The 13,626-nt window shown below is 68.9% G+C and carries 9 protein-coding genes and 1 tRNA gene; 1 reads left to right on the top strand and 9 read right to left on the bottom strand.

Features of this window, described 5'->3' with window-relative positions; all coding sequences use genetic code 11:
* Positions 1-82: 82 nt before the first annotated feature.
* The 7 genes from dnaG to AAFF27_08970 all read right to left on the bottom strand — a co-directional run bounded on the left by dnaG (position 83) and on the right by AAFF27_08970 (position 8,874).
* Positions 83-2,026: a DNA primase gene (gene dnaG, locus AAFF27_08940; GenBank protein XAH25301.1), complete on the bottom strand. Its 1,944-nt coding sequence runs from the start codon at positions 2,024-2,026 to the stop codon at positions 83-85.
* A gap of 15 nt (positions 2,027-2,041) precedes the next feature.
* A complete protein-coding gene (locus tag AAFF27_08945; protein ID XAH25302.1) occupies positions 2,042-3,619 on the bottom strand; it encodes an alkaline phosphatase D family protein in 1,578 nt (525 codons plus the stop codon).
* Between the two features lie 128 nt (positions 3,620-3,747).
* Positions 3,748-3,823 (bottom strand) — tRNA-Thr (locus AAFF27_08950).
* A gap of 12 nt (positions 3,824-3,835) precedes the next feature.
* Entirely contained in the window at positions 3,836-4,843 is a 1,008-nt protein-coding gene (locus AAFF27_08955) for a class 1 fructose-bisphosphatase (protein ID XAH25303.1), read from the bottom strand.
* A 19-nt stretch (positions 4,844-4,862) separates the two neighbouring features.
* Positions 4,863-7,574 (bottom strand): aminopeptidase N, encoded by a 2,712-nt coding sequence (pepN, locus tag AAFF27_08960; protein XAH25304.1) that lies wholly within the window; start codon positions 7,572-7,574, stop codon positions 4,863-4,865.
* Positions 7,575-7,649: 75 nt separating this feature from the next.
* Positions 7,650-8,754 (bottom strand): peptide chain release factor 2 gene (prfB, locus tag AAFF27_08965; protein ID XAH25305.1). Its coding sequence is split into 2 segments (ribosomal slippage): positions 7,650-8,672 and positions 8,674-8,754, totalling 1,104 coding nucleotides; the frame shifts between segments, so codons are not numbered across the junction.
* Positions 8,671-8,874: a hypothetical protein gene (locus tag AAFF27_08970; GenBank protein ID XAH26373.1), complete on the bottom strand. Its 204-nt coding sequence runs from the start codon at positions 8,872-8,874 to the stop codon at positions 8,671-8,673. Before AAFF27_08970 ends, prfB begins: the two co-directional genes overlap by 84 nt.
* 99 nt (positions 8,875-8,973) lie before the next feature.
* Here AAFF27_08970 and AAFF27_08975 point away from each other — a divergent pair, with 99 nt between their 5' ends.
* Positions 8,974-10,698, top strand: a complete 1,725-nt coding sequence (locus tag AAFF27_08975) for an ABC transporter ATP-binding protein (GenBank protein ID XAH25306.1) — start codon at positions 8,974-8,976, stop codon at positions 10,696-10,698.
* A gap of 47 nt (positions 10,699-10,745) precedes the next feature.
* Here AAFF27_08975 and AAFF27_08980 read toward each other — a convergent pair whose 3' ends face one another.
* Positions 10,746-12,200 (bottom strand): SidA/IucD/PvdA family monooxygenase, encoded by a 1,455-nt coding sequence (locus tag AAFF27_08980; protein ID XAH25307.1) that lies wholly within the window; start codon positions 12,198-12,200, stop codon positions 10,746-10,748.
* Complete coding sequence (locus tag AAFF27_08985) at positions 12,197-13,579, bottom strand: LLM class flavin-dependent oxidoreductase (GenBank protein ID XAH25308.1); 1,383 nt, start codon at positions 13,577-13,579, stop codon at positions 12,197-12,199. The genes AAFF27_08980 and AAFF27_08985 overlap by 4 nt, the downstream gene beginning before the upstream one ends.
* Positions 13,580-13,626: the final 47 nt, after the last annotated feature.

A 13,626-nucleotide genomic window follows, 5' to 3' on the forward strand; every position in this document is an offset into this window, starting at 1 on the left:
TATGTCACGGTTGGCCTGGTCCGGAGGTACTGCTGTCGCTCTTGCCGTCAGCTAACCGCGCATTATAGCGCGCGACTGGATTTCAACTGGGGGCAAGGCGGGCAGAGTCAAGGGCCTGGCGCTGTTTTTCCAGCTCGCGCCACCTTTGCAGGGCCGCCGGATCGGTGGCCGCCGCCGCAATGGCCTCCCGCTGCTGGACCTGGATGCGCTCGCGCAGCATCAGGTCGAGCAGGCCGCGCAGTTCCATGCGCAGCTCTTTCGGGTCGGCCTCTGTCGCCGTCTCGGCGTGGTCGCCGGTCATGATGCGGGCCGCCGCCTCTTCGCTCTCGTGGCCGCGCAGGCCCTCGCGCAGGGCGGCCCAGGGGCGCGGGCCGTGCTCATGCAGCTCGCGCTCCAGCCAGACGAACAGCGGGCCGAGCGGCGCCGGCAGCTCGCCCAGCATCACGTGGTCGTCGTGCGACAGCGTCTCCAGTGCGCTCATGTGCGTCAGCAGCAGGCGGGCGGCATGCTCGGGGCGGCCCATGGGCGGCGCCCGCCGGCTGCGTGGGTGGGCAGGGGCGTGGTAGCTGTTGTCGAAGTCGGGCGGGGACCATGACTCGCCGCCGCCGTCCCAGACTGGCGGCCCGCCGTCGTCAGGATGGGTGGCCGCGTTTGGCGCGGGCGCGCGCCGCTCGGCCTGGCGCGGCCGGCGCGCGGCATCGGCCGCTGCGGCGCCGGCCCACAGGGTGGAGAGGCCGCCAGCGTCCAACTGCACCTCGGCCGCGATCTCGCCGATCAGCTGCAGCCGCAGCGCGCCCTCGGGCAGCGCGCTCCACAACGGGCGGGCATTGCTGGCCATGTGGGCGCGGCCTTCGGCGGTGGTCAGGTCACAGCCTTCGCGCGCGGCCTCCAGCAGGAAGCGGCTCAGCGGCACGGCGTCTGTCACATGCTGGGCAAAGGCCTCCTGGCCGTGGGCGCGGATGAAGCTGTCCGGGTCGTGCTCGGCCGGCAGGAAAAGGAATTTCACCGAGCGTGTGTCGCTGGCAAAGGGCAGGGCGGCGTCCAGCGCCTTGCGCGCCGCGCGCCGGCCGGCGGCGTCGCCGTCGAAGCTGAACACCACCGTCTCGGTGAAGCGGAACAGCTTTTGCACATGCTCGGTGGTGCAGGCCGTGCCCAGGGTGGCCACGGCATTGGGAAAGCCCAGTTGCGCCAGCGCCACCACGTCCATATAGCCTTCGGTGACCAGCACGTAGCCGTATTCGCGCAGCGCGGCGCGGGCCTCGAACAGGCCATACAGCTCGCGGCCCTTGCTGAACACCGGTGTTTCGGGTGAATTGAGGTACTTGGGCTTCTCGTCGCCCAGCACCCGGCCGCCATAGCCTATGCAGTCGCCCTTGATGCTGCGGATCGGGAACATCACCCGGTCGCGGAAGCGGTCGTAGCGCTTGCGCTCGGATTCGGGCACGCCTTCGGTCTCTTCGCCGACGATGACCAGGCCGCTTTCGGCCAGCAGCGGGTCGTCATAGGCGGGGAACGCGCTGGCCAGGGTGCGCCAGCCCGGCGGCGCATAGCCCAGGCCAAAGCGCGCCGCCACCACGCCAGAGACGCCGCGCCCCTTTAGGTAGTCCACCGCGCGTGGCGAGGCCTTGAGGTGCTTGCGGTAGGCATCGCCGGCCTGGAGCAGCACATCGGCCAGCGTGGCCTGCTTCTGGCGCTGGGCCGCAGCGCGGGCCTTGTCCTGGGGCGAGACGTCTTCGTCCGGCACTTCCAGCCCGATCTGCTGGGCCAGGTCCTGCACCGCCTCGACAAAATTGGCGCCGGTGTGCTCCATCAGGAACTTGATCGCGTCGCCGCTCGCGCCGCAGCCAAAGCAGTGATAGAACTGCTTGGTCGGGCTGACCGAGAAAGAGGGTGATTTCTCTCCGTGGAAGGGGCACAGCCCCATGAAGTTGGCGCCGCCCTTCTTGAGCTGGACATGGCGGCCGACTATCTCGACGACGTCGGTGCGGGCGAGGAGTTCCTGGATGAAAGACGAGGGGATGGTCACCCTCGGATTATCCGGTCAGGCCCGGATCACGCCGGCCCGGCCGTCTTCCACCACGAACTGCGCCAGGGTCGAGATGCCCGAATCCGCCCGAAGCGGGTCGTCCACCGCGCGCAGCGTGGTCTGCCAGCGCGTGGGGCTCAGGTCGACCAGCGCGTAGCCGCGCTTCTCGCAATTGGCGAACAGCACCTGCGGGTTGCGTTGCACCAGCGCATCGACCTTCTGCTGCGTGGCGCCCGAATACGAGGTGATCGAGGTGCCGCAGAACTCGCTGGCGACCACCGGCGTGTCATTGCGCTTGCTGTCGGCATGCACGTTGCAAACATAGTTCTGATGGATGTCGCCACCGACGAACACCGGGTTGCGCGGCGCCTGGCGGGCGATGGAGCCCAGCAGCCGGGCGCGGGCGGCCGGGTAGCCGTCCCAGCAGTCGGTGGGGGTCGGGCCACGGCCGGCCGCGCCGTAGTGGCGCGGCGAGAACAGCGTCTGCTGCGTGAGCACGCTCCAGCGCGTGGCGCCGTCGCGCGCGTCCTGCGCCAGGCCGGCATCGAGCCAGGCTTCTTGCTGCGGGCCGAGCAGGCTGCGCGCCGGATCGTCCAGCGCCGGGCAGGCGTCGGCCCGCACCGCGCCCTGGGCCGGCGTGCCTGGGCTGCGGCAGGCCTGGATGTCGCGGAACTGGCGCGTGTCCAGCACGTGGAAGCGCGCCAGGCGGCCGAAGGCGTAGCGCTCGTGCACCCGCACGCCATCGAGCCGGCCCAGCCCGCCCAGCCCATGCACCAGCGCGCTGGCACGCAGCGGCATGTGCTCGTAGAAGGCCTGGTAGCCGGCATTGCGCTGCGCCAGGAAGTCGGCCGGCGCGGCCATGCCGTTCAGGCCGGCGTAGTCGTTCTCTACCTCGTGGTCGTCCCAGGTAACGATCCAGGGGCAGGCGTGGTGCGCGGCCTGCAGGTCTAGGTCGCTCTTGTGCAGGGCGTAGCGCTCGCGGTAGTCGGCCAGGGTCTGTGCGCGCCGTAGCGGCTGGCTGCGCGCCAGCGCCTGCCTGGGGTTGCGCGGCATGGCGTACTCATAGATGTAGTCGCCCAGGAACAGCACCAGGTCGGGCTGATCCGCCACCAGGTGGCGCCAGGCCGCGTAGTAGCCATGCTCCCAGCGCTGGCAGGACGCAAAACCAAAGCGCAGCCTTGCGGCCAGCACCTGCGGCGCCGGCATGGTGCGGGCGCGGGCGACAGGGCTGACCGCGTCGCCCAGCATGAAGCGGTAGCAGTACCAGCGGTCAGGCGCGAGGCCCTGCACCTCCACGTGCACCGCATGGCCCAGCTCGGGCAGTGCCGGCGACTGGCCGCTGCGCACGATGCGCCGGAAGGCCTCGTCCTCGGCAATCTCCCAGCGCACCTGGTGCGCGCCCTGCAGCGCCTCGCCCGGCCCGGCCACAAGCCGCGTCCACAGCACGAAGCCCTCATGGTCGGGCGCGCCGCTGGCCACGCCCAGCGCAAACGGGTTGCTGCGCGGGCGCAGCGTGGCCGACTGCGCCCAGCGTGGCAGGGCGGACGCGCTGCTGGCGGCGATGGCCAGTTGGAGGAGGTGGCGGCGGTGCATGGTGCTCCTGATGAGGGCAGCAGCGTAGCGGGCCTGGGCGGGTTCCGGCAAGGCCGGCGCGCGTAGGGCCGGTGGACGGCGCCAAAACAGAAAAGCCCCTGACTCTTGCGAATCAGGGGCTTGTCATTTGGTGCCGGAGAGATGAATCGAACACCCGACCTTCTCATTACGAATGAGCTGCTCTACCGACTGAGCTACACCGGCGTAAGCCCAAGATTATAGCGTGCTGTGGTAGCTGGTGATGCGCTCGACCTCATTTTTTGATCCGAGCACCACGGATACGCGCTGGTGGAGCTTGGTGGGGGCGATATCCAGGATGCGCTGGCGGCCGTCGGTGGCGGCGCCGCCGGCTTGTTCTACCAGCCAGCCCATGGGGTTGGCTTCGTACATCAGGCGCAGCTTGCCGGGCTTTTCGGGTTCGCGCTTGTCCCAGGGGTAGAGGAAGACGCCGCCGCGGGTGAGGATGCGGTGCACGTCGGCGACCATGCTGGCGATCCAGCGCATGTTGAAGTCCTTGCCGCGCGGGCCTTCGGTGCCGGCCAGGCATTCGTCGATGTAGCGCTTCACCGGGGCGTCCCAGTGGCGCATGTTGCTCATGTTGATCGCGAATTCCTTGGTGTCGGCGGGGATCTTCACGTCTTCTTGCGTGAGCACGAAGCTGCCCTGCTCGCGGTCGAGCGTGAACATGGCCACGCCGTCGCCCACGGTCAGCACCAGGGTGGTTTGCGGGCCGTAGATGCAGTAGCCGGCGGCGACCTGCTTGCTGCCGGCCTGGAGGAAGTCAGCCTCTTGCACGCCGGGGTGGTCTTCCGGCTTCTTCAGCACGCTGAAGATGGTGCCGATGCTGACGTTGACGTCGATGTTGCTGGAGCCGTCGAGCGGGTCGAACAGCAGCAGGTATTCGCCCTGCGGATAGCGGCTGGGCACGAGGTGGATGCTGTCCATTTCCTCGCTGGCCATGGCGGCGAGATGGCCGCCCCATTCGTTGGCTTCGATCAGCACCTCGTTGGAGATGATGTCGAGCTTCTTCTGCACCTCGCCCTGCACGTTCTCGCTCTCAGCCGTGCCAAGCACGCCGCCGAGCGCGCCCTTGTTGACGGCCTGGCTGATGCTTTTGCAGGCGCGTGCGACCACTTCCAGCAGCAGGCGCAGCTGTGCGGGGATGTGGCCGTCGGTGCGTTGTTTCTCGACGAGGTAGCGGGTCAGGCTGATTTTTTGGGCCATGTCGGGTTCCTTGTGGGGGTCAATTGGTCAGGGCACGGTCGACCACTTCGCGCGTGTCCTTGCTGAGGGTGGGCACAGCAGCAACACGGGCGATGGCGTCGCGTGCCTGCTGGCGGTAGGGCTCGGCGAGCTTGCTCCAACGGTCGAGTGCGCGCGCCAGGCGGGCGGCGACCTGCGGGTTGATGGCGTCCAGCGCCTTCACCTGCTCGGCCCAGAAGGCGTAGCCGGCGCCGTCGGCACGGTGGAAGGCGCCGGGGTTGGCGCTGCAGAAGCTGAAGATCACGCTGCGTGCGCGGTTGGGGTTCTTCAGGCTGAAGTCGGGGTGGGCCATGAGCTTCTTCACGGCGGGCAGGATATCGCCGCCGCGGTCAGGGGCGCCGGCTTGCAGCGAGAACCACTTGTCCAGCACCAGCGCCTCGTCCTTGAACAGCGCATGGAAGCGCTCCAGCGCCGGCTGTGCCAGTGCGTGGCCGCTGCCGACCAGGGCCTGCAGCGCGTTGGCGCGGTCGGTCATGTTGTCGGCGTCCTTGAAGCGCTGGTAGGCCTTGCCGGGCCAGACCGTGTCTTCAGACGTGCGCGCCGCCAGGCACAGCTGCGACAGCGCCAGGCCGGCCAGCGCGCGGCGGCCGGAGGACAGCGGGTCGGGCGTGTAGGCGCCGTTGTGCTGGTGCTGCTCCCAGGCCCAGGCCCAATCGGCCTGCAGGGCGGTGGCGAGCTGGGCGCGCATGGCTTCGCGCACCGCGTGGATGCGCTGCGGATCGACCACGTCGAGCTGCTCGGCGATGTAGCCCTCGGAGGGCAGGGTCAGCACCAGTTCCTTGAAGGCGGCGTCGAGCGCGGGGTGGCGCAGCACGCTGCGCATGGCGTCGATGTAGGCCGCATCCAGGACTTCTGCATCAAATATGCCTTCAGCCCTTGCTGCGCTTGGGTTATTAGCTATTGCATTGATAGCGCGGCGCAGCGACAGGCGCTGGCCGGCTTCCCAGCGGTTGAAGGGGTCGCTGTCGTGCGCCAGCAGGGTGAGCAGGTCGGCGTCGGCGTAGTCGATGTCCAGGATCACCGGGGCCGAGAAGCCGCGCAGCAGCGAGGGCACGGGCGCGGCATCGACGTTGACGAACTGGAAGGTCTCGCTGGCTTCGGTCAGCACGAACAGGCGCGAGCCGGCCTCAGGCTGGGCCCAGTGCGCCAGTTGCAGCGGCAGTGCGCGGCCGTCGTGTGCCAGCAGGCCCAGCTGCACCGGGATGACGGAGGGCTGCTTGTCGGGCTGGCCGGGCGTGGGCGGGCAGCTTTGCGACAGGGTCAGGGTGTAGCTGCGGGCGTCGGCGTCGTAGCGGCCTTCGGCCTTGACGCGCGGCGTGCCGGCCTGGCTGTACCAGCGCTTGAACTGCGGCAGCAGGCGCGCCAGCTCGGACTGCGGGTTGGCGTCGGCCACGGCCTGGGCAAAGTCTTCGCAGGTGACGGCGTGGCCGTCGTGGCGCTCGAAGTACAGCGTCATGCCTTTGGCGAAGCCATCGCGCCCGACCAGGGTCTGCATCATGCGCACGACCTCGGCACCCTTCTCGTAGATGGTGACGGTGTAGAAGTTGCTGATCTCGATGTAGCTGTCGGGCCGCACCGGGTGCGCCATGGGGCCGGCATCCTCGGGGAACTGGGCGGTGCGCAGCACGCGCACGTCCTCGATGCGCTTGACGGCGCGTGCCGACGGGTCAGCGCACAGGTCCTGGCTGAATTCCTGGTCGCGGAACACCGTCAGGCCTTCTTTCAGGCTCAGCTGGAACCAGTCGCGGCAGGTGACGCGGTCGCCGGTCCAGTTGTGGAAGTACTCGTGGCCCACCACCGATTCGATGTTGGCGAAGTCCACGTCGGTGGCCGTCGCCGGGCTGGCCAACACGTACTTGGTGTTGAAGATGTTGAGGCCCTTGTTCTCCATGGCGCCCATGTTGAAGTCGCTGGTGGCGACGATCATGAAGCGGTCCAGGTCCAGCGGCAGGCCAAAGCGGGCCTCGTCCCAGGCGATGGAGTGGATGAGGGAGTTCATCGCGTGCTCGGTCTTGTCGAGGTCGCCGCGGCGCACGAAGACCTGCAGCAAATGCTCTTTGCCGTTGCGCGCGCGAATGCGCTGCTCGCGTGCCACCAGCTTGCCGGCCACCAGCGCGAACAGGTAGCAGGGCTTCTTGAAGGGGTCGACCCACTTGGCGAAGTGGCGGCCGTCGGCCAGCGTGCCTTCTTCCACCAGGTTGCCGTTGGACAGCAGCACCGGGTAGTGGCCACGGTCAGCGCGCAGCGTGACGGTGTAGCTGGCCATCACGTCCGGGCGGTCCAGGAAGTAGGTGATGCGGCGAAAGCCCTCGGCCTCGCACTGGGTGAAGAAGGTGTCCTGGCTGACGAACAGGCCCATCAGCTTGGTGTTCTTGGCCGGGCAGCAGGTGGTGAAGATCTCCAGGTCGAAGGCGTCCGGGCCTTCGGGCAGGTTCTCCAGCACCAACTGGTCGCCGTCGATCTTGAAGGAGGTGCCCTGGCCGTTGACCAGCACGCGGGCCAGGTTCAGCTCTTCGCCGTCCAGGCGCAGCGGCTGGGCCGCGACGTCGGGGTTGCGGCGCAGGCGCATGCGGTTGAGCACCCGGGTCTTGGCGGGGTCGAGGTCGAATGCCAGATCGACGGTGTCGATCCAGTACGCGGGTGGCGCGTAGTCGGCACGGTGGATGGCATTGGGTTGGCCTTCACGCAGCATGGGGACTCCCGAGAAAAAGAAACGGAATGGAAAAAAGCCGGCGCCCCAGTGTCGTTGCCCTGGTGGCGCTAGGCCTTACACGCCTTGCTTGAGCGAGGCTTCGATGAAGGGGTCGAGATCGCCGTCCAGCACCTTTTGCGTGGCAGAGATTTCAACGCCGGTGCGCAGGTCTTTGATGCGGCTGTTGTCCAGCACGTAGCTGCGGATCTGGTGGCCCCAGCCGACATCGGTCTTGCTGTCTTCGAGCTTTTGCTGCTCTTCCTGGCGCTTGCGCATCTCGTGGTCGTACAGGCGCGAGCGCAGCCGCTTCCAGGCCACGTCACGGTTGCTGTGCTGGCTGCGGCCGTCCTGGCACTGCACCACGATGCCGGTCGGGATGTGCGTCAGGCGCACGGCCGAGTCGGTCTTGTTGATGTGCTGGCCGCCGGCGCCGCTGGCGCGGAAGGTGTCGGTGCGCACGTCCGAGGGGTTGATGTCGATCTCGATCGAGTCATCAATCTCAGGGTAGACAAAGACGCTGGCAAAGCTGGTGTGGCGGCCGCCGGAGGAGTCAAACGGGCTCTTGCGCACCAGGCGGTGCACGCCGGTCTCGGTGCGCAGCAGGCCAAAGGCGTACTCGCCGTCGATCTTGATGGTGGCGTTCTTGATGCCGGCGGTGTCGCCCGGGGTTTCGTCTTCCACCTGGGTGGAGAAGCCCTTGCGCTCGGCGTACTTCAGGTACTGGCGCAGCAGCATGCTGGCCCAGTCGCAGGCCTCGGTGCCGCCAGCGCCGGCCTGGATGTCCAGGAAGCAGTTGAGCGGGTCGGCCGGGTTGTTGAACATGCGGCGGAATTCAAGCTGCTCGATGTCCTTGGCTTGCGCCGCGGCATCGGCCTCGATGGCGGCCAGGCCGTCGTCGTCGCCTTCTTCCTTGGACATCTCGAAGAGTTCGGCGTTGTCGGCCAGCTCACGGGTGAGCTTCTCCAGCAGCACCACGACGGCGTCGAGCGACTTTTTCTCCTTGCCGAGCTCCTGCGCGCGCTTGGGGTCGTTCCAGACGGCCGGGTCTTCGAGCGAGGCGTCTACCGTACGCAGGCGTTCTTTTTTGGCATCGAAGTCAAAGATACCCCCGTAACTCGGCGGTCCGGACTGCCAGGTCCGCCAGGGTGTTGCCGATGAGGTTGATGCGTTCTGCTTCCATTTTGTTGTCCTGAGGGTGCAATTGGGGATGAACCGGCGATTTTCTCATGCGGGCTCTGTCCTTTCGGATGGCCTTGCGCTGCCAGGCGGCATTGGTGCGGGCGATGGCCGCAAAAGGCATTTGCTTAGGCGTTTTTCTTGGTGGACCGGCGGGCGCGGCCGTCCGTAGCATGCCGCTGCACTCCCGGGCGCTGGTGCCCGGGGGCATTGCCCTGCGCCTATGACCATCCACCCCGTGCTTCCCTCCACGCCGCTGCTTGACGTACGCGGCCTGGATATCGTCTTCCATGGCTCGCAGGGGCCGGTCCAGGCGGTGCGCGGGCTGGACCTGTCGCTGCAGCGCGGGGAGACGCTGGCGCTGGTCGGTGAATCCGGCTGTGGCAAATCGACCACGGCGCTGGCGCTGCTGCGGCTGCTGGCGCCTGGCACCACGCTGCGCGGCAGCATCCGCTTTGCTGGCCGCGAGGTGCTGGAGCTGCCGCCGCCCGAGCTGCGGGCGCTGCGCGGGCGCGACATGGCCATGGTGTTCCAGGAGCCGATGACCTCGCTCAACCCGGTGCACACCATAGGCGCGCAGATCGCCGAGACGCTGCGCCTGCACGAGGGCCTGTCGGCCGCTGCGGCGCGTGCCCGCACGCTGGAGCTGCTGGATCTGGTGCGCATCCCCGAGCCGCAGCGCCGCATCGACGACCACCCGCACCGGCTATCCGGCGGGCAGCGCCAGCGCGTGATGATCGCCATGGCGGTGGCCTGCCGGCCGCAACTGCTGATTGCCGACGAGCCGACCACGGCACTGGACGTGACCATCCAGGCCCAGATCCTGGAACTGCTCGATGGCCTGCGGCGCGAGCTGGACATGGCCTTGCTGCTGATCACCCATGACCTGGGCGTGGTGGCGCAGTGGGCCGACCGGGTGGCCGTGATGTTTGGCGGCGAGAAGGTGGAGGAAGCACCCACCGCCCGCTTGTTTGCCGCGCCGGCCCATGCCTACACGCGCGGGCTGCTGGGCGCCTCATTGCATGCCGGGCGCGGGCTGCACTACAGCGCGGCCCGGCTGCCCGAGATCCAGGTGCGGCACGACCCGGCAACGCAGCAGCGCCGCTTTGTGCTGCACACGCCACCGGCGGCGCCGCGGGCCGCGCACCGGGCCGTGGCCGGCGCGCCGCCGCTGCTGCGGGTGGAGCAGCTGTGCACCGACTACCCACGGGGCGATGGCGGCGTGCTGCGAGCGGTGGATGGCGTGTCGTTCGAGATCGGCGCGGGCGAAACCCTGGGCCTGGTGGGCGAGTCGGGCTGCGGCAAGTCCACGCTGTCCAAGACCTTGCTGCGGTTGGTGGCGCCGGCGGCGGGCCGCATCGTGCTGGGCGGCACCGACATCGCGCCGCTGTCCGAGCGCGCGCTCAAGCCCTGGCGGCGCCAGGTGCAGATGGTGTTCCAGGACCCGTACGCGTCACTCAACCCGCGGCGCAGCGTGTTCGACATTCTTGACACCGTGCTGCGCGTGCACGGCACCGTGTCGCGCCAGGAGCGGCGCCAGCGCATCGCGGCCATCCTCGACCGGGTGGGCCTGCCGGCGGATGCGGGCCAGCGTTACCCCAACGAATTCTCTGGGGGGCAGCGCCAGCGCATCGGCATTGCGCGGGCGCTGGTGGTGCAGCCGGCACTGGTGGTGCTGGACGAGCCGGTGTCTGCGCTGGACGTGTCGGTACAGGCGCAGATATTGAATCTGCTGGTGGAGCTGAAAGAGGAGTTTGGCCTGGCCTACCTGTTCATCTCGCACGACCTGGCCGTGGTGCGCTACATCGCCGACCGCGTGCTGGTGATGCACGGCGGCCGCATCGTCGAATCCGGCAGCCACCATGACATCTGGGAGCGGCCGCAGCATCCCTATACGCGCAGCCTGATCGACGCCGTGCCGCGCGCAGAGCGGCGCCTGGCGGCTTGAGTGAGCCCACCCCCAGGCTGCTGGCGGTGCGCTGGCGTGGGCTCGCCTCAAGCCTCGACGGGCTGGTGGCCGCGCCACAGCGCCTGGCCGTAGAGCGTGGCGTCGAAGTCTGGCGGTACGTCGGCGCCGATGCGGGCCTCGTGCAGGGGCAGGTCGGCCAGGGCCAGGTCTTCGCTCAGGCGGCGCACCAGCGCCGGGATGTCGCGCCGCATGCTGGGCACGTCGCCCAGGGGCAGGCCCACGCTGGCATAGCCGGCCGGGTTGTAGATATGAATGTGGCGCAGCCAGGGCGCGCTGCCGGGCGTCTTCTCCAGATATTCCAGGCCGGCGCCCAGGTAGGGCGAGGCGCCCAGCTCGTCGTCGCGCTGGCCGGCGGGCGGCGTGAAGCGGTCGCGCCAGCGCAGCACCTGCGGGGCGATGCCGGCCAGCTCGGGGCGGTCTGACGGGTTGGTGCTGTAGCCGGTGCCGGCGATCACGAAGTCAAAGCGGAAGTCTTCCCCGCTCACCTGGGTGAGGACTTGTTCGCCTTGCACCTGCGCCCCGCTCCAGGGCGCCGACAGGTGCAGGTGGAACTGCGGAAACTGCAGCACGCGCGCCAGCGAATCCGCCGGCGGCGTGGAGCCGGCGCGGCGGTAGCGCAGCGCCTGCTGCCAGCGCGTGGCGTCGGGCAGGGCCAGGTAGTTGTCGTAGATGCCGGGGTAGCCGCGCAGCTTGGCCACCGGCTGGGCGGCGATGTGGTCGCGCCGCGCAAACAGGTGCACGGCGGCGGCACCGGCCTCCAGCGCCACGGCGGCGGCGTCAAAGGCCGATGCTGCGGCGCCGATCACGGCCACGGTCTTGCCCGCCAGGGCGGCGAAGTCGATGGCATGGCCGGTGTGCGCGGCCAGGCCGGCGTCAATCGCACTGGTGAGGAAGGGCGGCACAAAGGGCGCGCCGTTGCCGGCCACGCCATTGGCCAGCACCAGCTTGCGTGCGGTCTCTATGCGGGGCTGGCCTTGCACCTCCAGGTGTAGGCGCAGGTGCGGCACGGCCGCATCTGGCGCCGGCTCTATGCGCAGCAGCCGCGTGCCGTAGCGCACGTCGATGGCCAGAAACTCACGGAACCAGGCCAGGTAGTCGGCCCAGGCGGTGCGCGGGATGCGGTCGATTGCGGCGTAGGCGTCGGCGCCGTGGCGGCCCTCGAACCAGGCCTGAAAGCCGAGCGCGGTAATGCCCAGCTCGGGGCCCACCAGGTTCTTGAGCGTGCGCAGCTTGTGCATGCGCGCGCGGGTGCGCCAGACACCGGCCTGCGTGGCGTCTACGGCGGCGTCGATCACCGTGCTGCCGCCTATGCCGGCGCGCCGCAGCGCAAAGGCAATGGCGCTGCCGGTCTGGCCGCCGCCGATGACGGCAACGTTGTGGTCTATGCCCGGATGGCTGGGCACCCAGTTGTCGGGCGCGGGGCCGAGCAGGCGCAGGGTTTCGCGGGCGAGGGCGTCGGGGTCTTGTGTGGCTGTGGTCATGCTGTGGCGGCCAGGGCGAGTGAAGGGATAGCGGCACGCGCTTGTTGCGCGGGGTGCGCCGGGCGTTGCAGGCCCAGGTGCTCGCGCAGCGTGCGGCCTTGGTAATCGGTGCGGAACAGGCCGCGCCGGCGCAGCTCGGGCAGCAGCAGCTCGGTCACGTCGTGCAGGCCGCCGGGCAGGGTGGGGGCCATGACGTTGTAGCCGTCGGCGCCGTAGTGCACAAAGCGCTCTTCCAACTGGTCAGCCACTTCTTGCGCGGTGCCCACCAGTTGCCAGTGGCCGCGCGCGCCGGCCACGCGCTGGTAGAGCTGGCGGATGCTGAGGTTTTCGCGCCGGGCCAGGTCCAGCATCAACTGCTGGCGGCTCTTGCTGGCGTTGGTAGCGGGCAGGGGCGGGATCGGGCCATCGAGTGGGTAGCCCGACAGGTCAAAACCACCCGTCAGGCCGGCCACCATGGCCAGGCCGACCACCGGGTCTATCAGCTCCTGCAGTTGCTGGAACTTGTCTTCTGCCTCGGCCCGGCTGCGGCCCAGCACGGGGAACACGCCAGGCATGACCTTCAGCGATTCGGGCTGGCGGCCGTAGGCGGCAAGGCGGCCCTTCAGGTCGGCGTAGAAGGCGGTGGCGTCGGCCAAGGTTTGCTGGGCGGTGAAGACGACTTCTGCGGTGCGCGCGGCCAGGTCCTTGCCGGCCTCTGACGAGCCGGCCTGCACCACCACCGGGTGCCCCTGCGGCGAGCGCGACACATTGAGCGGCCCCTGCACCGTGAAGTGGGTGCCACGGTGGTGCAGCACGTGGCGCTTGGCCGGGTCGTAGAAGCGACCGCTGGCCTTGTCGCGCACAAAGGCGTCGTCTTCCCAGCTGTCCCACAGGCCGGTGACCACGTCGGCGAACTCGCCCGCGCGCGCGTAGCGGTCGGCGTGGGCGATGTGCTGGTCGCGGTTGAAGTTGCGCGCCTCGTGCTCGCTGGAGGTGGTGACCAGGTTCCAGCCCGCGCGGCCGCCCGAGATGTGGTCCAGCGAGGCGAACTTGCGCGCCACGTGGTAGGGCTCGTTGAAGCTGGTGGAGGCGGTGGCGACCAGGCCGATGCGTTCGGTAAGCGCGGCAATGGCCGATAGCAGGGTGATCGGCTCGAACTGCGCCTGGTAGCTGTGCGCGGTGCGGCTTAAAAACTCGACGTCATCGCCGCGCGTGCCCACGCCGTCGGCCAGAAACACCAGGTCGAACTTGGCCGCCTCGGCTGCCTGCGCCAGCGCCACGTAGTGGCGAAAGTCCACGCCCGCGTCGGCCTTGGCGTCGGGGTGGCGCCAGGCGGCGATGTGGTGGCCGGCCGGGTACAGGAAGGCGCCGAGGGCGATGGTGCCGGTGCGTCGTGCCATGAAAAATCTCCTTGTGCTCAGCTTTTTATAGCTATAAGTCCAGGTGG

Source organism: Xylophilus sp. GW821-FHT01B05 (genome assembly GCA_038961845.1).
Lineage (GTDB): Bacteria > Pseudomonadota > Gammaproteobacteria > Burkholderiales > Burkholderiaceae_C > Xylophilus.

Excerpts from the sequence above, each read along its gene's own strand:
- AAFF27_08955 (XAH25303.1), bottom strand. The coding sequence starts at position 4,843 with ATGGCCCAAAAAATCAGCCTGACCCGCTACCTCGTCGAGAAACAACGC.
- AAFF27_08985 (XAH25308.1), bottom strand. The coding sequence starts at position 13,579 with ATGGCACGACGCACCGGCACCATCGCCCTCGGCGCCTTCCTGTACCCG.
- AAFF27_08945 (XAH25302.1), bottom strand. The coding sequence starts at position 3,619 with ATGCACCGCCGCCACCTCCTCCAACTGGCCATCGCCGCCAGCAGCGCG.
- pepN (XAH25304.1), bottom strand. The coding sequence starts at position 7,574 with ATGCTGCGTGAAGGCCAACCCAATGCCATCCACCGTGCCGACTACGCG.
- AAFF27_08980 (XAH25307.1), bottom strand. The coding sequence starts at position 12,200 with ATGACCACAGCCACACAAGACCCCGACGCCCTCGCCCGCGAAACCCTG.
- AAFF27_08970 (XAH26373.1), bottom strand. The coding sequence starts at position 8,874 with ATGCCTTTTGCGGCCATCGCCCGCACCAATGCCGCCTGGCAGCGCAAG.
- AAFF27_08975 (XAH25306.1), top strand. The coding sequence starts at position 8,974 with ATGACCATCCACCCCGTGCTTCCCTCCACGCCGCTGCTTGACGTACGC.